The 17,975-nt window shown below is 73.1% G+C and carries 18 protein-coding genes; 11 read left to right on the top strand and 7 right to left on the bottom strand.

All coding sequences use genetic code 11. The features are described from left to right. Window positions 1-39: 39 nt before the first annotated feature. Window positions 40-912: a putative selenate ABC transporter substrate-binding protein gene (locus H4F90_RS09925; RefSeq protein WP_182664072.1), complete on the bottom strand. Its 873-nt coding sequence runs from the start codon at window positions 910-912 to the stop codon at window positions 40-42. Between the two features lie 108 nt (window positions 913-1,020). Further along, complete coding sequence (gene senA / locus H4F90_RS09920; RefSeq protein ID WP_182664070.1) at window positions 1,021-2,289, bottom strand: selenoneine synthase SenA; 1,269 nt, start codon at window positions 2,287-2,289, stop codon at window positions 1,021-1,023. A gap of 113 nt (window positions 2,290-2,402) precedes the next feature. Here senA and senB point away from each other — a divergent pair, with 113 nt between their 5' ends. The 5 genes from senB (at window position 2,403) to H4F90_RS09895 (ending at window position 6,535) form a co-directional block, all read left to right on the top strand. Next, window positions 2,403-3,395: a selenoneine biosynthesis selenosugar synthase SenB gene (senB, locus tag H4F90_RS09915; RefSeq protein ID WP_182664068.1), complete on the top strand. Its 993-nt coding sequence runs from the start codon at window positions 2,403-2,405 to the stop codon at window positions 3,393-3,395. A gap of 123 nt (window positions 3,396-3,518) precedes the next feature. Further along, complete coding sequence (gene selD / locus H4F90_RS09910; protein WP_182664066.1) at window positions 3,519-4,604, top strand: selenide, water dikinase SelD; 1,086 nt, start codon at window positions 3,519-3,521, stop codon at window positions 4,602-4,604. Window positions 4,605-4,688: 84 nt separating this feature from the next. Continuing rightward, complete coding sequence (locus H4F90_RS09905; RefSeq protein ID WP_182664064.1) at window positions 4,689-5,834, top strand: esterase/lipase family protein; 1,146 nt, start codon at window positions 4,689-4,691, stop codon at window positions 5,832-5,834. A 1-nt stretch (window position 5,835) separates the two neighbouring features. Next, window positions 5,836-6,048 carry a hypothetical protein gene (locus H4F90_RS09900; RefSeq protein WP_182664062.1) on the top strand — a complete coding sequence of 71 codons (213 nt, stop codon included), beginning with the start codon at window positions 5,836-5,838 and terminating at the stop codon, window positions 6,046-6,048. 52 nt (window positions 6,049-6,100) lie between these two features. Next, window positions 6,101-6,535: a cytidine deaminase gene (locus H4F90_RS09895; protein ID WP_182664060.1), complete on the top strand. Its 435-nt coding sequence runs from the start codon at window positions 6,101-6,103 to the stop codon at window positions 6,533-6,535. An 18-nt stretch (window positions 6,536-6,553) separates the two neighbouring features. Here H4F90_RS09895 and arfB read toward each other — a convergent pair whose 3' ends face one another. The 3 genes from arfB to alr all read right to left on the bottom strand — a co-directional run bounded on the left by arfB (window position 6,554) and on the right by alr (window position 8,847). Next, entirely contained in the window at window positions 6,554-6,958 is a 405-nt protein-coding gene (gene arfB, locus H4F90_RS09890; protein ID WP_182664058.1) for an alternative ribosome rescue aminoacyl-tRNA hydrolase ArfB, read from the bottom strand. 19 nt (window positions 6,959-6,977) lie between these two features. Then, window positions 6,978-7,469, bottom strand: coding sequence for an acyl-CoA thioesterase (locus H4F90_RS09885; protein ID WP_182664056.1), 492 nt, complete (start codon window positions 7,467-7,469; stop codon window positions 6,978-6,980). A 127-nt stretch (window positions 7,470-7,596) separates the two neighbouring features. Next, the gene (gene alr, locus H4F90_RS09880) at window positions 7,597-8,847 is read right to left on the bottom strand and encodes an alanine racemase (RefSeq protein ID WP_182664054.1); all 1,251 of its coding nucleotides are present in this window, start codon (window positions 8,845-8,847) and stop codon (window positions 7,597-7,599) included. Between the two features lie 223 nt (window positions 8,848-9,070). On the opposite strand from alr, the gene lplT reads away from it, so the two are divergent. Together lplT and H4F90_RS09870 are read left to right on the top strand one after the other, a co-directional pair. Continuing rightward, window positions 9,071-10,333 carry a lysophospholipid transporter LplT gene (lplT, locus tag H4F90_RS09875; RefSeq protein ID WP_182664052.1) on the top strand — a complete coding sequence of 421 codons (1,263 nt, stop codon included), beginning with the start codon at window positions 9,071-9,073 and terminating at the stop codon, window positions 10,331-10,333. Between the two features lie 11 nt (window positions 10,334-10,344). Further along, the gene (locus H4F90_RS09870; protein WP_182664050.1) at window positions 10,345-11,265 is read left to right on the top strand and encodes a DMT family transporter; all 921 of its coding nucleotides are present in this window, start codon (window positions 10,345-10,347) and stop codon (window positions 11,263-11,265) included. Window positions 11,266-11,284: 19 nt separating this feature from the next. Here H4F90_RS09870 and pyrF read toward each other — a convergent pair whose 3' ends face one another. Both pyrF and H4F90_RS09860 read right to left on the bottom strand, forming a co-directional pair. Continuing rightward, complete coding sequence (gene pyrF, locus H4F90_RS09865) at window positions 11,285-12,130, bottom strand: orotidine-5'-phosphate decarboxylase (RefSeq protein ID WP_182664048.1); 846 nt, start codon at window positions 12,128-12,130, stop codon at window positions 11,285-11,287. A 96-nt stretch (window positions 12,131-12,226) separates the two neighbouring features. Beyond that, complete coding sequence (locus H4F90_RS09860) at window positions 12,227-13,237, bottom strand: catalase family peroxidase (RefSeq protein ID WP_182664046.1); 1,011 nt, start codon at window positions 13,235-13,237, stop codon at window positions 12,227-12,229. Window positions 13,238-13,491: 254 nt separating this feature from the next. On the opposite strand from H4F90_RS09860, the gene H4F90_RS09855 reads away from it, so the two are divergent. From H4F90_RS09855 to H4F90_RS09840, 4 genes are all read left to right on the top strand, one after another. Then, the gene (locus tag H4F90_RS09855; protein WP_182664044.1) at window positions 13,492-14,115 is read left to right on the top strand and encodes a ParA family protein; all 624 of its coding nucleotides are present in this window, start codon (window positions 13,492-13,494) and stop codon (window positions 14,113-14,115) included. A 125-nt stretch (window positions 14,116-14,240) separates the two neighbouring features. After that, entirely contained in the window at window positions 14,241-14,972 is a 732-nt protein-coding gene (locus tag H4F90_RS09850; RefSeq protein WP_182664041.1) for a response regulator, read from the top strand. Then, the gene (locus H4F90_RS09845) at window positions 14,969-16,867 is read left to right on the top strand and encodes an ATP-binding response regulator (protein WP_182664039.1); all 1,899 of its coding nucleotides are present in this window, start codon (window positions 14,969-14,971) and stop codon (window positions 16,865-16,867) included. The genes H4F90_RS09850 and H4F90_RS09845 overlap by 4 nt, the downstream gene beginning before the upstream one ends. Next, window positions 16,864-17,913 (top strand): YVTN family beta-propeller repeat protein, encoded by a 1,050-nt coding sequence (locus H4F90_RS09840; protein WP_182664037.1) that lies wholly within the window; start codon window positions 16,864-16,866, stop codon window positions 17,911-17,913. The genes H4F90_RS09845 and H4F90_RS09840 overlap by 4 nt, the downstream gene beginning before the upstream one ends. The last annotated feature ends 62 nt before the right edge of the window (window positions 17,914-17,975 follow it).

Genomic DNA, 17,975 nt, shown 5'->3' with positions numbered 1-17,975 from the left:
AGCGGTCCTCAGGCCGGGCTCAGCGTCGTTCATGCCCACTCAGAGCAGGCCGGCGCTGCGGCCTGCAGCCTCCAGGCCCTTGTAGTTCTCGGGCTTGGTTTCGATGTAGCGGCTGGCGCGGTTGAGCTTGAGGATCTCGGCGCCTTCGGGCGTGCTGTCATCCAGGGCCAGCAGGGCGGCCTTGATCTTCTCGCGCAGCTCGGCCGGCAGGTCGGCATGCACCGACCAGTTGTAGTTGAAGAAGGGCGGGGTGGTGAAGAAGACGTTGACGGCCTGGGTGTCGACCTTGCCTTCGGCGACGAACTTCTTCCACACCGTCACGTCCAGGGCCGCCGCATCGACCTTGCCGCTGACGACCGAGGCAATGGTCGCGTCATGCGCGCCGCTGTAGGCAATGCGCTTGAAGTCCCTCTCCGGGTCCAGGCCGGCGGCGAGCAGGTTGCTGCGCGGCATCAGGTGGCCCGAAGTGCTGCTCTGCGAGCCGAAGGAAACCTGCTTGCCCTTGAGGTCCGCCAGGGTCTTGATGCCCGAATCGGTCTTGGCGATGAAGACCGAGGTGAACTTGGTGTCCTCCACGCGCTGGGCGATGGGGATGATCTTGCCGCCCGAGCGGATCTGCGCCTGCACATGGGTGAAGCCGCCGAACCAGACCAGCTCGACCTTCTTGTTGACCAGGGCCTCCACCGCCGCCGGGTAGTCGCTGACCGGCGTGAACTCGACCTTCATGCCCAGCTTCTTCTCCAGGTACTGGGCCAGGGGGGTGAACTTGCGCACCTGTTCGGTGGCGGCTTCCTCGGGGATGGTGGTCACGCGCAGGGTGGTCTGGGCCAGGGCGGTACCGAGCGGGCCGAGGGCCAGGGCAGCGCCCAGCAACAGGGCCTTGAGGGTGCGCGAGGGCAGGCGATCAAGCATGGCGGTCTCCGAAGGGTGCGAAAGGGGCGGGGAGGATGGGTTCTCGACGGTGCGTCAGACGCCTGGACCGGCGCATTACACCCGAGGGTCGATGACCGCACGCCGGGCTCAGGGCGCGCAGCTGCGGAAACCGGCGATCACGTCCTGGCGGCCCGGACGGTAGAAGTTACGCATGCGCCGGTCGCGCAGACGCCGCGGCGTGGTCCAGGCTGCACCACGCAGCACGCGGTGGTCGCCGAACCAGGGCTGCGAGTAGTCGCGGTAGGGATGGGGCCGGAAGCCCTCGAAGGGGCTGAAGGGCTCGGCCGTCCACTCCCAGACCTCGCCCCAGGTGAAGCCCGCCGCGGGCGGCAGGCGGGCGGCGGCCAGCCACTCGGCCTCGGTCGGCAGGCGGCGGCCGGCCCAGCGGCACCAGGCCTCGGCCTCGAAGGCGCTGACCTGCTGCAGGGCGGCCTCGGGCTCGGCCGGCAGCCAGCGGGCGAAGACGCGCCGCTCGGCCCCCGCGGGGGCCCTCGGAGCCCGCGCCCCGTCCGGGCCGGGCACGCGCAGCGCGCGCGGCAGGGCCTCGCCCTCGGCCGCGCGGGCCTGGCGCCAGGCCCAGCCGGCGGGCGACCAGAGCCGCGGGTCCTCGTAGCCGCCGTCCTCGACGAAGGCCAGGAAATCGCGCTGGCGCAGCGGCCGGGCGTCGATGCGGAAGGGCGCCAGCTCGACCCGGCGCCGGCCGCATTCGTTGTCGAAGTGGAAGGCGTCGGCCTCGCCGTGCTCGCCCAGCTCGAGGGGGCCGCCGGGCAGGCTCAGCTCGGGCCGCGCGGGCGGGGCCGCCGGCGGGCGCGGCGCCTGCGGGCCCGGGTCCAGGCCGAGCTGCTGGGCCAGCATCAAGCCGGCCTCCTGGTGCATGTCCTCATGGGCCAGCACCAGGCGGTAGAAGTAGAGACCGGCGGCATCGCCCGGGGCGTGCGCCAGCAGGGCCAGGGTCTCGTCCAGGCCCTGGCGCAGGCGCTCGCGGGTGGCTTGCAGCCCGGGCAGGGGCAGTTGCCAGCGGCTGGCATGGGGGACGTGGCTGGAGTCGTGCAGGCGGTCGTCGTCCAGCGGGCTGGCCACCGGGGCCGGCGGCAGGCGCGGGGCCAGGGGGTCGGCCTCGGCGCCGCGGTGGCGCTGTTCGGCCGGCAGGCGGGCGATCCACCAGGCCTGGAACCAGGCGATGTGGCCGGCTTCCCACAGCGGCAGGTTCAGGCTGTCGCGCTGCGGCACGCGCAGGGCCGGGCCGAGCTGGGCGGCCAGCGCGTCCAGCAGCTCCAGCGTGGCCTGCCGACTGGCCCGCAGCATGGCCGCGAGCTGGGGCGCAGCGGCGGTGCGGAAGCTGGCGTCGACGTCCATGGCGCGGCGCATGGTAGGCCGACCGGTTCAGGCCCGGCCCAAGGCCAGCGAAGGCGGCGGGTCGCCGGCCCCTGGAGGCACAGCGGCCGGCCTGCTGTGCTACACCGCCGGCCATGCCGCGTCCGCTCATCCACCTTGTCACGCCGGCCCGGGCGGCCGACAACAACGGCAACTGGCAGACTGCCGCCCGCTGGGCGCGCCTGCTGCGCGGACAGGCCGATTGCCGCGTCGCCGGGGACTGGACCGGCAGCGAGCCCGGGCCCCTGCCCGACGGCCTGATCGCCCTGCATGCGCGGCGCTCGGCCGGTGCGGTGGCACGCTGGCGCGCAGCCCATCCCGACCGGCCGCTGGGCCTGGTGCTGACGGGCACCGACCTGTACAAGGACCTGCCCGCCGGCGATCCGCTGGCCCTGCGCTCGCTGGACCTGGCCGACCAACTGCTGCTGCTGCAGCCCGAGGCCCTGCAGGCCCTGCCGGCCGCGCACCGGGCGCGCGCCGACGTCTGCTGGCAATCGACCACGCCGCGCCGCACCCTGCCCAAGACCGACCGCCACCTGCGCGCCCTCGTCGTCGGCCACCTGCGGGCCGAGAAGGCGCCGGAGCTGATCTTTGCGCTCGCGGACGCGCTCGCCGAACGGCAGGACCTCTACATCGACCACCTCGGCGCCGCGCTGGACCCGGCCCTGGGCGAGCAGGCCCGGGCCCTGGCCGCGCGTTGCCCGCGCTACCGCTGGCTGGGCGCCCGGCCGCACGGCGAGACCCGCCAGCGCATCCAGCGCGCCCACCTGCTCCTCCATCCCAGCCACATGGAGGGCGGTGCGCATGTGGTGATGGAGGCTGTCTGCAGCGGCACGCCGGTGCTGGCCTCGCGGGTGCCCGGCAATGTCGGCATGCTGGGCGAGGACTGGCCCGGCTACTTCGCCCCCGGCGACACCGACAGCCTGCGCCTGGCCCTGCTCGCGCTGCGCGACGAGCCCACCCGGCTCGCCGACCTGCAGGCCCGTGCCGAGGCGCTGGCGCCGCGCTTCCTGCCCGGCCATGAGCAGGCCTGCCTGCGCAACTGGCTGGGCCGGCTCGGTCTGGCCGAAGCGGGCGGCTGCGCCTGAAGACCAAGCCTGTCAGGCTGCGCTGACCCCCGCGACCCTGTCCTTGCCCCTGCGCCCGCCCTTTTGTGCCGCACGCTACGCCGCGGCGGGCCACGCGCCCTACCCCGCCCCACGGAGCCCCCGATGAACAGCCCCAGCCCTGCAACCTGCCCCGCTCCCGCACCCGTGCCGCGCCTGACCTCGCTCTCCCACGGCGGCGGCTGCGGCTGCAAGATCGCCCCGGGCGTGCTGTCCGAAATCCTCAAGGGCACGGCCGCCATGCCGATTCCGCCCGAGCTGCTGGTGGGCATCGAGACCGCCGACGACGCCGCCGTCTACCAGCTCAACGAGGAGCAGGCCCTGATCGCGACGACGGACTTCTTCATGCCCATCGTCGACGACCCCTACGACTTCGGCCGCATCGCCGCCACCAATGCCCTCAGCGATGTCTACGCCATGGGCGGCCGGCCCATCCTGGCCCTGGCCCTGGTCGGCATGCCCATCAACGTGCTGCCGGTCGAGGTCATCGGTCGCATCCTGGACGGCGGCCAGTCGGTCTGCCGCGCGGCCGGCATCCCCATCGCCGGCGGCCACACCATCGACTCGGTCGAGGCCATCTACGGCCTGGTGGCCCTGGGCCTGGTCCATCCCAAGCGGGTCAAGCGCAATGCCGATGCGAAGGTGGGCGACCGGCTCATCCTCGGCAAGCCACTGGGCGTGGGCGTGCTCTCGGCGGCGCTCAAGAAGGAGCAGCTCGGCGCCGAGGGCTATGCCCAGATGATCGCCAGCACCACCAAGCTCAACACCCCCGGCCCGGACCTGGCCGCGATCGACGGCGTGCACGCCCTGACCGATGTGACCGGCTTCGGCCTGGCCGGCCACGGCCTGGAGCTGGCCCGCGGCGCCGGCGCCAGCCTGCGCATCGACTGGGCCCGCGTACCCCTGCTGGCCGGCGTGCGCGGCCTGGCTGAACAGGGCTTCGTGACCGGCGCCTCCGGCCGCAACTGGACCGGCTACGGGGCCCAGGTGGCCCTTGGCAGCCGGCGCGACGCGATCGACCAGGCCCTGCTGACCGACCCGCAGACCAGCGGCGGCCTGCTGGTGAGCTGCACGCCCGAGGCCGTCGAGGCCGTGCTGGCCGTCTTCCGCGTCCACGGCTTTGCCGCCGCAGCCGAGATCGGCGAGATCGTCGCCGCCGGCCACGAAGGGCCGCGGCTGATCGTCGACTGAGGCGGGGCCCGGCGCCGGGTCGGCCGGCAACCCTCGGGCGGGCGGCTTGCCGCAGGAGGGTCTGCGCCCCAGACTCGATCGGCCATGAAGACACCACGCCTCGTTGTCACCATCCACGGCATCCGCACGCGTGGCAGCTGGCAGAAGGATCTGACGCCGCATCTGGCTCGCATGGGGCTGGTGCCGATCCACCTTGACTACGGCTGGTTCGGCGCGCTGCGCTTCGCATGGCCGTTCACCCGACAAGCGCAGATCGAGCGGGTGCGGCATCGGCTGCTTGAGCTGGTGGAGACCACCGGCTGCCGCAAGCCCTGCATCGTCGCGCACAGCTTCGGCACGCTCCAGGTGATGGAGGCGCTGCGGCTGGAGAACGGCAACCTGCGCTTTGACCGCGTCGTGCTCAGCGGCAGCATCCTGCCGCTGGATTGGCCCTGGGCGACGCTGTTGTCGCAGGGCTGGGTGGGTGTGGTGCGCAACGAGCGCGCGCTTGGCGACCGGGCCGTGGGCCTGGCCGGCTGGGTGGCCCGCCATCTGCCCACGTTCACGCAGCTCAAGGCCGGGCCGTCCGGCCGACAGCCCTTCCCCGACCCGCCCGAATCGCTGTTGGACTGGGCTGTCGAAGGCGGTCACAGCGAAGTGCACAACGTCACCAAATACGGGCAGTGGGCGCGCTTCCTGGCCTATCCGGTGCTTGACGAGCGCCTGCTCGACAAGGTGCAGCGGGAACTGGCGCAGATGCGCCAGGTGCTGTCCAGCCTGCTCGGCATCGACGCCGCCACGGTGCGCGCGAACCTGATGGCACCGCGCGGCGGCACCCTGCGGATGGTGCCCGGCGCCAGTGACAACATGCTGCATGCTCCGGAGTTCGACCTCAGCCTGGAGCCGGGCCACGGCTGTGCCGGCCAGGCTTTCGAATCCGGCGAGGTGCAGTCGGCCCGGCTGGTCGGCGCGCACTGGAGTGCCGGGCTGATGCCGCAGGAAGAGCTGGCCAAGCTGCATCCGGATCTGTGCTGGGTGCTCTCCTTCCCGGTACGGAGCGCGCAGCGCAAGCGGGTGGTGGCGGTCATGACCCTGGACGGTCTGGCCGAGATGCCAGGCCTGCTGCGCGATCCCGCCGCCGCACCGGCCCAGCAGATCGTTGCTACGATCAAGGTCTTGCTGGAGCGACGCCTGTCGCCCTTGCTGGACCTGGGTTTCCGCGGCGAACTGCCGCCCGAACTGGACCCTTGAGATGTCGATTACCGTCAAGCGCATCACCCCGCCCGGCGAAGTGTCGGTGGAGACCTACAGCTACCACTTCGAGGGCCGGATGGACCCGAAGGATGGGGTCCTGCTCGGCGCACGCCAGCGCTTGCAGCAGGCCGGCTTCCCGGAGTTGGTTCAGGACCTGGACGACTGGATCCGGGCGCAGCAGCCAGCGGAGCCGCAGGGCGTGGTGAAGTAAGGTCTTCCTCAGGCGGAGCGCGAGGGCGGTCGGCCGAGGACGAGGAGACACGATGCGACCGGAGGACCCGGCAGACGAGGGGCGGACCCTGCTGCAAGCCGCCTACGCCATCCAAGCCCGGGCCCATGCGCCCTACTCCGGCTTTCGCGTCGGTGCCGCCCTGCTGGACGAGCAGGGCCGTCTGCACGTCGGCGTGAACGTGGAGAACGCGTCCTACGGGCTGACCCTCTGCGCCGAGCGGGTGGCTGTATTCAACGCGATCGCCGCAGGCGCCCGGAGGATCCGGGCGCTGGGCGTGGTCGGCCACAGCGGCCGGCCGCTGCCGCCTTGCGGCGCATGCCGCCAGGTGCTGGCCGAATTGGCCGATCCGGACTGCAGCATCTGGCTCGACGGCGGCACCGCAGGCCCGCAGCGCCACACCCTGTCCGCCCTGCTGCCGCTGGCCTTCCAGGCCGCCGAGCTGATGGACCCGTCGTCCCTGCCCTGAGCCGCCGCGGCGGCGGGCTCAGTCGCCCGCGCCGCCGCGCCGCGCGGCCTTGCGCTCGCCCTGCTGGCGCTTGGCGTCGAGACGGCGGCGCACCGAGGCGCGGGTCGGCCGGGTGGCACGGCGCGGCACGGGCGGCTGGGTGGCGGCATCGACCAGAGCCTGCAGGCGCGCCAGGGCCTCGGCCTGGTTGCGCAGCAGGCTGCGTTCGGTCTGAGCCTTGATCACGAGCACGCCCTCGCGGCTCAGGCGCTGGTCGGCCCGCGCGAGCAGCCGGGCCTTGACCGCCTCGGGCAGGCTGGAGGCCGCCACGTCGAAGCGCAGCTGGACCGCATTCGAGACCTTGTTGACGTTCTGCCCCCCCGGGCCCTGGGCGCGGAGGGCCGTCCACACCAGCTCGGCGGGATCGACCAGGATGCGGCTCATCGTCGCAGCAGCCCGGGCCTCAGGCGCCGCCGGTGGACGAGGGCTGGCGGGTCTCGTCGAAGCGGCGCTGCAGTTCCTGGCGCAGCTGGCGGCGCACCTTGGCGGCCTCGAAGCGGCGCAGGGCCTCGGGCGATTCGAGGGTCAGGGGCGGCACCTTCTGCGGCTTGCCCGCGTCATCGAGCGCCACCATGGTGAAGAAGCAGCTGTTCACATGCCGGACGGTCTCGGTGCGGATGGCCTCGGCCACCACCTTGATGCCGACCTCCATCGAGCTGGTGCCGGTGTGGTTGACCGAGGCAAGGAAGGTCACGAGCTCGCCGACGTGGATGGGCTCGCGGAAGATGACCTGGTCGACCGAGAGCGTGACCACATAGCTGCCGGCGTAGCGGCTCGCGCAGGCGTAGGCGACCTGGTCGAGCAGGCGCAGGATCTGGCCGCCGTGCACCTTGCCGGAGAAGTTCGCCATGTCGGGCGTCATCAGCACGGTCATCGAGAGGTGGGGCGAGCTCATCGGCGGGTCTCCGTTCGAGGGGGTGCAGACGGGAAGCAAGCGCCGATCCCGGCGCCGGTCGCCCCCGACGGCGGCGCGGATTGTCGGCCGGTCGCTCGCGCCGGCGCACCTGCGGGTGCCGGCACACTCAGCCCGCGGTCTCGGCCGCGTCCTGGGTCAGCACCGGCACGCGGGGCGCCACCGCGCACATCAGCTCGTAGCCGATCGTGCCGCAGGCCTGGGCCACCTCGTCGATCGGCAGGCGGCTGCCCTGCGGGCCCTCGCCCCAGAGCGTGACTTCGGCGCCCACCCCGGCCGGCCGGCCGGCCGCGTGCAGCGGGCTCAGATCGACGGCCAGCATGTCCATGGACACGCGGCCGACGGTGCGGGTGCGCAGGCCTTCGACCAGCACCGGGGTGCCGCATTCGGTGTCGCCCGGCGCGTGGCGCGGGTAGCCGTCGGCATAGCCGCAGGCGGCGATGCCGATGCGCATGGCCTGGCGCGCGCGGTAGCGGCTGCCGTAGCCGACGGTGTCGCCGGGCTGCAGGTCCTGCACCGCGATCAGGCGGGTGCGCAGGGTCTGGGCGGGGCGCAGATCCCATTGCGCGGCGGTGCGCCGCGGGTGGTCGGGCGCGCCGCCGTAGAGCATCACGCCCGCACGGATCCAGTCGGCGGCCAGGGGGGTGTCGGCGGCATCGCCGGCCTCCAGGGCCGGGCCGCCCGCCAGGTCGGCCGCATCGCGCAGGCGCGTGCGGGCATGGCGCAGGGTCGCCGCGCTGTTGGCCAGGCTGCGCTCGCCCGGCAGGCCGGCGGTCGCATCCAGCCAGCGCGCGCAGGCCGCGGCGATGCCGCGCGGCGCGCGGCCCGCCGGGTCGGCCGGCCGGCCGCTGTCGAAGGCGCCGCCGGCATCGGCGTCCGCGAAGTGGCTGATCAGCGAGATCTCCTCGACCTGCGGCAGGACATCCAGCCGCGCCCAGGCGCCGCGCAGGGCCTGGGGGGCGAAGCCCAGGCGGTTCATGCCGCTGTTGAGCTTGAGAAAGACGCGCTGCGGCACGTCGGTCTTGTGCGCGGCCAGCCAGTCGATCTGTGCCTCGCGGTGGATCACATGCCACAGGCCCAGGCGCGAGACCGTCTCCAGATCGCGCGGCTCGAAGGCGCCCTCCAGCAGCAGGATGGGCCCGCGCCAGCCCAGGGCGCGCAGGCGCTCGGCCTCGGCCAGATCGAGCAGCGCGAAGCCGTCGGCCCCGCGCAGGGCGGGGTAGACCCGTTCGATCCCGTGGCCGTAGGCATCGGCCTTGACGACGGCCAGCACCCGCGCGTCGGGGGCATGGGCGCGGGCGCGGCCAAGGTTGTGGCGCAGGGCATCGAGGTGGATCAGGGCCTGGATCGGGCGGGGCATGGCAGGGCTTCAGGACGACGGCGACCCCAGCGCGGGGTCGGCGCAGCCGCAAGTGTGGCCCCTGGCACGGCCGGCCCCGCGCCGGCCGGCAGCCCGCCCCCTGCCCGGCGACCGTCAGGGATCGCGTGCTATAACCCGCCGCCCCTGAGAGACACGGCGGGCGCGCGGCCCGCATGAGGGGCCGCTCCCGAGGCTGTCCCACCGACCGAGCAGAACCAAGCGCATGAAGCGCGGCTTCCACACCATCATGTCAGCGCAGTTCTTCAGCTCGCTGGCGGACAACGCGCTTTTCGTCGCCGCCGTCGAGCTGCTGCGCAGCGGGGGCGCCCCCGAGTGGCAGCGGGCGGCCCTGGTGCCGATGTTTGCGCTGTTCTACGTGGTGCTCGCCCCCTTCGTCGGCGCCTTCGCCGACGCGGTGCCCAAGGGCCGGGTGATGTTCGTGTCGAACACGATCAAGGTGGTCGGCTGCCTGGCGATGCTGTTCGGCACGCACCCGCTGGCGGCCTATGCGATCGTCGGCCTGGGCGCGGCGGCCTACTCGCCGGCCAAGTACGGCATCCTCACCGAGCTGCTGCCGCCCTCGCAGCTGGTGCAGGCCAACGGCTGGATCGAGGGCCTGACCATCGCCTCGATCATCCTCGGCGTGGTGCTGGGCGGGCAGCTGATCGGCCCGGTCATCGCACCGCATCTGCTCGGCCTGGGCCTGCCGGGCGTCACCGAGCCGGCGCAGGCGGCCATCGCCACCCTGGTGCTGCTCTATGTGATCGCCGCGGTCTTCAACCTCTTCATCCCGCGCACCGAGGCCCGGCTGCTGCCCATGGCCGGCCCGCTGGCCCTGCTGCGCGACTTCGTGGCCTGCAACGCCCGGCTGTGGAGCGACAAGCTGGGCCAGATCTCCCTGGCCACGACCACGCTGTTCTGGGGCGTCAGCGGCAACCTGCGCTACATCGTGCTGGCCTGGGCCGCGGCGGCGCTGGGCTATGGCACGACCGAGGCCTCGACCCTGGTCGGCGTGGTCGCCATCGGCACAGCCGTCGGTGCGGTGGCGGCCTCGCTGCGCATGCGGCTGGAGGACGCCACCCGCACGCTGCCGCTGGGCATCGGCATGGGCCTGCTGATGATCGTGCTGATCTTCATCCGCGATGCCTGGCTGGCTGCGCCCTTCCTGCTGGTGCTGGGGGCACTGGGCGGCTTCCTGGTCGTGCCGATGAACGCGCTGCTGCAGCACCGCGGCCACAACCTGATGGGGGCCGGACGCTCGATCGCCGTGCAGAACTTCAACGAGCAGGCCTGCATCCTCGGCCTGGGCGCGGCCTACACCGGCATGACGACCCTGGGCCTGTCGGCCTTCGGCGCGATCACGATCTTCGGCCTGGCCGTGGCCGGCACCATGGCCCTGATCCGCCGCTGGCACCAGCGCAACAGCGTGCTGCACCGCGAGGAGCTGGAGCGCCTGCTGCAGATCGCGCGCAGCGACTGCCACTGAGCGGCGGCGCCATGTCGGCAGCCGACTCCGGGCGCGGCTGGGCCGTGGCGGCCCTGGTCTTCAATGCGACGGTCTGGGGCCTGTCCTGGTGGCCGCTGCGGCAGTTGCAGGCTGCCGGCCTGCATGCGCTGTGGGCCACCGGGGCGGTCTTCCTGATCGCGGTGCTGCTGCTGGCCTGGCGCGAGCCGCGGGCCCTGGGACAGGTGCTGCGCAGCCGGCCGCTGCTCGCCCTGCTGCTGGCCGCCGGGCTGACGAACGCCTGCTTCAACTGGGCCGTCAGCATCGGCGACGTGCTGCGCGTGGTGCTGCTCTTCTACCTGATGCCGCTCTGGGCGGTCGGCCTGGGCTGGGCCCTGCTGGGCGAGAAGCCGACCGCGCGCGACCTGCTGCGCGTGCTGCTGGCCCTGGGCGGTGCCGTGCTGGTGCTGCTGCCCGAGGGCGGCGCCGCGCCGGATGCGGCCCCCCCCGCGGCCCTGGGCCTGCCCGAGCTGCTGGGCGTGGCCGGCGGTTTCGGCTTCGCGCTGAACAATGTGCTGTTGCGCCGCGAGGCGGCCGCCACGCCGGGCGCACGCGGCATGGCCATGTTCCTCGGCGGCCTGCTGGTCGGCAGCGGCCTGGCCCTGGCGCTGGGCCTGCTCGGCCAGGTGCCGGCACCGCCGGCGCCCTGGCCGCTGCCGGGCTGGCTGCCGCTGGCCCTGCTGCTGGCCCTGGCCTTCAGCGCGTCGAACATGGCCTTGCAGCATGGCGCCGCGCGGCTGCCGGCCAGTGTCACGGCGGTGATCATGCTCAGCGAGGTGCCGATCGCCGCCCTGTCGGCGGTGGCCCTGGGCGAGCAGGCCCTGAGCCCCGGCCTGCTGGGCGGCGGCGGCCTGATCCTGCTGGCGGCGCTGCTCTCGATCGCACCGACGGCACCGGCCGAGCCGGCGGCCTGAGCCCCCGGCGGGCCGCGCTTCAGCCGCGGCGGGCGGCGTTGAGCGTGTCGCGCGTGGCCAGGGCCTCGCGGCGGGCGGCCTCGGCGAAATCCGGCCCGGCACTGGCGTAGAGCACCGCACGCGAGGAGTTCACGACGATCGGCGCGGTGCTGCCGCCTTCGGGCGTGCCGCGCCAGGCGGCGCGCACCGTGGCCGCGGCATCGCCGCCCTGGGCGCCGACCCCGGGGATCAGCAGCGGCAGCGTCGGCGCCAGCGCGCGCACGCGGGCCAGCTCCTCGGGCCAGGTCGCGCCGACGACAAGGCCGAGCTGGCCGTTGCGGTTCCAGCGGGTCTCGGCCATCGCGGCCAGATGCTCGTAGAGCCGTGGCTGGCCCGGCAGGTCGGCCAGGCGCTGGGCCTGCCAGTCGGCCCCGCCCGGGTTGGAGGTGCGGCAGAGCAGGAAGACGCCCTTGCCGGGCCGGCGCAGGTAGGGCTCGACCGTGTCGAAGCCCATGAAGGGCGAGACGGTGACGGCATCGGCCTGGTAGCGGTCGAAGGCCTCGCGGGCGTACTGCTCGGCGGTGGCGCCGATGTCGCCGCGCTTGGCGTCGAGGATGACCGGCACATCGGGCGCGGTACGCGCCAGGTAGGCCATCAGGCGTTCGAGCTGGTCTTCGGCCCGGTGCGCGGCGAAGTAGGCGATCTGCGGCTTGTAGGCCAGCACCAGATCCTTGGTCGCGTCGACGATGCGGGCGCAGAAATCGAAGATGCGGCCCGCGTCGCCCGTCCACGGGGCAGGGAATTTGGCGGGATCGGGGTCGAGGCCGACGCACAGCAGGCTGTCGGCCCGGCGCTCGGCGGCGCGCAGGCGGTCGAGGAAGGACATGCCGCAATGGTAAGGGGCCCCCGCAGGGGCCCCTTGGATGCGCCCGGCCGGACCCGCGACAGGGGCCCGGCCGGGCGGCTTGCGCCTCGAGTCGGCTTACTTGCCGGCCGCCTCGGTCAGGCGACGGCCCAGCGACACGCCATAGGGCGCGGCGCGGGCGTTGAGTACCGGGTCGGCCGAGGGCGCGATGCCCTTGGGCAGCACGATGGGGTTGAAGGTCATGCGCTCGCAGGCGCCGGCACCGTCGGCCTCGACCTTGTCGATCACGAGCTGGCCGGCCGGCAGCAGCAGGCGGCTGTCGGGCCAGGCTTCGGTCGGGTTGGTCAGGTTGTCGCCGGCCTCGGCAAGCTGCACCTTGAAGTCGAAGACCACCGGGCCGGCGGCCACGCGCTTGCGCAGTTCCTCGGCCAGGAAGTTGTCCGGCAGGGCCTTGAGCTGCTCGTCGTTCAGGCCTTCGAAGCCCTTGACCGGGACGAACTGCCAGCGCACGTGGCGGTTCACGCCCTGGGCGTCGCTGAAGACGAAGGCATTGGTGCTCCAGTAGGGCGTGGCGCCATAGCTGGCCGGCACCGGGTTCCTGGCGAAGTAGGCGCCCTGCTTGGTGGTGTCCGGGTTGGCGTCGTTGAAGGCCTTGAGCTTGGCCGCATCGGGCTTGCCGGTGGCCGGGTCGGCGGTGCGCGCCTCCAGGAAGGGCACGACCTGCTCGGGCCGGCTGACGAAGAAGATCGGCGCCGAGAGATTGGCCATCTGCCACTGCTCGCCATTGGCAAGGTCCAGGGCCACGGCCAGGCCGCGGGCCGACTTGCCCTTGTCGCTGGCGCGCGGGTTGCCGCCGCCGACCGAGAAGCGGATCACCGCCGGCACCTTGTCGCCGTTGAAGACGGCTGCCGTCGACAGCGTGCGGCCGACGGTGTTGCCAACGAAATGGCCGGTGGCGCACAGGCCCTTGGCGAAGGAGCGGCGGGTGCCCGGCTGCTTGCCGGCCAGGCCTTCGAGCGCATTGACCTGGGCTTCGGCGGCCGAGACCTGGGCCTGGGCCGGCAGGGTGGACAGGCCGGCCAGCACGGCGGCGGCAGCCAGGCCGAGGAGGGAGAGGGTCGGATTCATGGAACTTCCTTGAGCGGGACGAGGGGGAGGGAGAAGGCCGGAGACCGTGCGGCCTGCAGGCCCGGGCGGGACGGACCGCCGCCCGGGGGTCGCAGAGGCGATGGATTGTCCCATGCGTCGTCGGTCGGCGCGGCCGCGATCGCCTTACAGTGCCTGCGAAGCGGGCATGGCCCCTGCATCGGCAGCTTGCAGGGCCGGCATGACAGCCGTCATGGTGCGCTGCGATCATGGGGATCCTGGACAGGAGGTGGGCAATGCCGGTCATCGTGGTCGCCAATCCCAAGGGCGGCGTGGGCAAGTCGACGGTGTCGACGAACCTGGCCGGCTACCTGGCCCGCCAGGGCCATGCCGTGATGCTGGGCGATGCCGACCGCCAGCAGTCCTCGTCCGCCTGGCTGGCGCAGCGCCCGCCCGAGCTGCCCACCATCCGGGGCTGGGAGCTGACGGAACACGAATCCATCGTGCGACCGCCCAAGGGCACGACCCACCTGGTGCTCGACACCCCGGCCGGCCTGCACGGCAAGCGGCTCGACGCGGTGATGAAGCTGGCCGACCGGGTGCTGGTGCCGCTGCAGGCCAGCCTCTTCGACATCCGCGCCAGCGCGGCCTTCCTGGCCGAGCTGCAGGCCCGCCGCAAGCATGCGAAGGTGCCACTGGCCGTGCTCGGCAACCGGGTGCGCGAGCACACCCATGCCGCGCAGCAGCTGCAGGACTTCCTGGGCCAGCTCGGCGTGCCGGTGCTCGGCCCCCTGCGCGAGACGCAGCACTACGTCCAGCTCGCAGCCCATGGCCTGACGCTGTGGGACGTGGCGCCCGGCCGGGTCGAGAAAGACCTCGCGCAGTGGCAGACGGTGCTGGACTGGCTGCGGTCCGACTGAGCCGGTGGCCAGCCCCCCGAATCCGGGCCGCTCCCCCTCCAACGAGGGGGAAAGCTCGGCTAGCATCCCGACCATTCGATCCGCACAAGCGGACCCAAAAGTCACAGGGATGGAAGGACAGGACGATGCGGGTGTTGCTGATTGACGACCATCCTCTGGTCTTGTCCGGCATGAAGGCACTCATCGAGAGCCTTCATCCGGGCTCGATCGTGGTCGAGGCCGACAGCGCGGCCGCCGCCCGGAGCCTGCTGTCCGAAGGCGCCGACCATGAGCTGGTGCTGCTCGACCTCCAGCTCGGCGATGCCGATGGCTTCGACCTGCTGGCCGAGCTGCGCGAACAGCATCCTGCGCTGCCGGTGGTCGTGATCTCCGGGGCGAACAGCAACCAGGACGTGATCCGGGCCATCGACCTGGGTGCGATGGGCTTCGTCTCCAAGCGCGCCAGCACCGAAGAGCTGACCGCCGCCCTGCTGCTGGTCATGTCCGGCGGCATCTACGTGCCGCCGATGAGCACCGAAGCCGCCACGGCCGGCGCGGCCGCCAGTCTGGGTGTCTCGCCCCGCGGGGAGGCGATGCCCGCCCAGGTCTCGCTGGCCGAGCTGGGCCTCACACCGCGCCAGACCGACGTGCTGGCGCTGCTGCTGCAAGGCAAGCCGAACAAGGTCATCGCGCGCGAGCTGGGGCTGTCGGTCGAGACCATCAAGGACCATGTCGCCGCGGTGCTGCGCGCACTGGGCGTGAACACGCGCACCCAGGCCGTGCTGGCGGTCGGCCAGATGTCGGTGCAGGGCAGCTTCCTGCCCGGCTGGCAGCGACCGCAGCGCAGCCCGGCGGCGCTGGTCAACGACGTCAAATGAACGCGGCGACCGACGTCGCCGGTCTGCCCCTTCCGAGCCACGACGACGCGTTCCTCAGCGACGCGCGCCTGCTGCCCGACAAGGTCGCCGCGCTGTATGCACAGGTCGCGGTCTCGCTGTTCGGCAATCTGCTGGGGGCCCTGGTCGTCGTCGCGATCTTCCTGCCGACGGCCCCCGCGCGGGCCGTCTGGGGCTGGGGCGCGGTCTTCGCCGGGGTCTGGCTGAGCCGCCTGCTGCTGCGCAAGCGCTACAGCCGCCTGCCGCCCCTCGCACGCGAAGCCGAGGCCGCCCTGTGGCTGCAGCGCTGGAACGCCAGCGTGATGGCCTCGGGCGTCGTCTGGGGGCTGGCCCCGTGGCTGCTCTACGGCCACGGCTCGGCGCTGTCGCAGACCGCCCTGATCGTCATCGTCTACAGCTACGCGGTCGGCTCGATCACCTTGCTGGCGCCCCAGTTCCGCGTCTTCGCCAGCTTCATCGGGCTGGCCCTGCTGCCGCTGATCGCCCGGGTCGCGATCGACCCCAACCATGGCGGCCCGGTGCTGGCCGGGGTGCTGGGCCTGGCCTTCGCGATGACGGCCACCCTGGGCCGGGTCTACCGGGCCACCTTCGAGCGGACGATCCGCCTGAAGGTCCGCACCGAAGGCCTGGCCGAGCAGCTGCAGACCGAGAAGGCCGTGGCCGAGCAGGCCCGCCGCGCCGCCGAAACGGCCAGCCGGGCGAAGACCCAGTTCCTGGCCGCGGCCAGCCACGACCTGCGCCAGCCCCTGCACGCCCTCGGCCTGTTCGCCGAAGCCCTTCGGGCCCGCACGCGCGACCAGCATGAGGTGCTGAGCCTGGTCAACAGCATCAACAGCTCGGTCGAGGCGCTGGAAGCCCTGTTCGGCGAGCTGCTGGACCTCAGCAAGATCGATTCAGGCATCGTCGAGCCCGTGCCGGCCCACCATGCCTGCGCGCAGCTCTTCGCACGCCTGCGGCTGCAGTACGCGCCGATCGCTTTCGAGAAGGGCCTGGAGCTTCGCTTCCGGGGCCTGGAGCAGGCCTTCTTCGCCGACCCGGTGCTGGTCGATCGCATCGTCCGCAACCTGCTGGCCAACGCCATCCGCTACACCCAGGACGGCGGCGTGCTGGTGGCCGCGCGCCGCCGCGGCGGGCAGGTGCGGATCGAAGTCTGGGACAGCGGCGTCGGCATCACGCCCGCCGAGCAGGAGCGGATCTTCGACGAGTTCTACCAGGCGCCGGGCCGGCCTGCGCTGGCGCCGCAGGAGCGCAAGGGCCTGGGGCTGGGCCTGGCCATCGTGCGCCGGCTGGCACGGCTGATGGACGCCCCGGTGACCCTGCGCTCCTGGCCGGGCCGCGGCTCGGTCTTCTGCCTCGCACTGCCGGCCGGCCGGCTGCCCCGCAGCGCGCCGGCCGCGGCGCCGCCCCGCCGCGGGCCCGAGCTGACCCTGGCCGGACGGCGCATCCTGATCGTCGAGGACGAGGCGGCGGTGCGCGACGGCCTGCGCGTGCTGCTGGAAGGCTGGCAGGCCCAGGTCGATGCCGTCGACAGCCTCGGCGCGCTGGAGGCCTGGCTGGCCCTGGGGGCCCCGGCGGGACAGCGGCCGGACCTCGTGCTGGTCGACTACCGGCTGCCTGACGGCAACGGCCTGCAGGCCCTCAAGCGCCTGCGGGCCCAGGCTGGCCTGGCCGAACTGCCCGCCCTGATGATCACCGGCAGCACGCTGGGCGGCCACGAGGACCAGGCCGAGGCGCTCGGCTTCCACCTGCTGACCAAGCCGGTCACGCCCCAGCGCCTGCGGGCCATGATCAGCTTCAAGCTGGGCCGGCGGGGCCTGCCGCCCCGGGTCAACCCCGGGGAACCGACCGGGACCGAGACCCTCCCATCGGACGCATGAGCCGCTTGCCGCACCGTCTCCGTCCGCCTCGCCTCGGGCCCCGCCCGGCGGACCCGCCCGGGCGCCTCCGGACCCGAAGCAGGGGCTGGCTCGCCGCAGCCTGGCTGTTTGCCGCCGCAGCGGTCCAGGCCGAGCCAGGCCTGGCCCTGATCACCAACCAGGGCAGCCACGACGTCTCGGTGATCGACCTCGCCACGCTGCGCGTGCGCGCCACCGTGGCGGTGGGCCAGGGCCCGGCCGGCATCGCCGTCAGCCCGCAGGGGGACCGGGCCTACGTCAGCAACCCCGGCAGCGACGAAGTCGTGGCCCTCGACCTGCGCACCCTGCAGGTGGTCGCCCGGGTCAAGGCCGGTGGCGGCGCCGTCGGCCTCGCCGTCAGCCCCGACGGCCGCAGCGTCTACCTGGCCGATTGGTTCGGGGGCCGACTGCTGGTGCTGGAGGCCTCGACCCTGGCCGAGCGCTGGGCCCTGCCCCTGGGCCGCGCACCGGCCGGCGTGGCGGTGCATCCGGACGGCCACAGCGTCTATGTGGTCGAGCGCGACGAGGACCGTGTCAGCGTGATCGACCCGGTCCGCCGCAGCGTACGTGCGCAGGCGGCGGTCGGCGCCCACCCCTTCGCGCTCACGCACGACCCGCAGCGCGAGCGGCTCTACGTGCTGAACGTGTACGGCGACAGCGTGAGCGTGCTCGATGCACGCAGCCTGGCTCCGCTCGGGACGGTGGCGGTCGGCAAGCGGCCCTACAGCGCCGCGCTGGCCGACGGCGGGCGACGCCTCTATGTGAGCAACCAGGGCAGCGACTCGGTCAGCGTGATCGATCCGGACACGCTGCGCGTGATCGACACCCTGCCCGGCTTCGGCTACCCCGAGGGCGTGGCCACGCTGGGCCGGCAGGTGCTGGTCGTGAATTGGATGGATGACAATGTGACCGTGCTCGACGGTGCGAGCGGCCGGACACTTGCGACGCTGCCGGTCGGCAGCAACCCGCGCGGCTTCGGTGCCTTCACCGGCGTGCCGCGCGCCGGGCCCGATCCGACCCGACCCTGACCCCACGGTGAAGCAAGGCGCCCTTCGAGCGTCATCCCCTTCCCTTCCTTCCCTCCCAGGAG

This window comes from Aquariibacter albus (assembly GCF_014145335.1).
Taxonomy (GTDB): domain Bacteria; phylum Pseudomonadota; class Gammaproteobacteria; order Burkholderiales; family Burkholderiaceae_C; genus Aquariibacter; species Aquariibacter albus.
The sequence above is the reverse complement of the archived record's forward strand: the minus strand, read 5'-3'. Positions and strand labels throughout refer to the sequence as shown.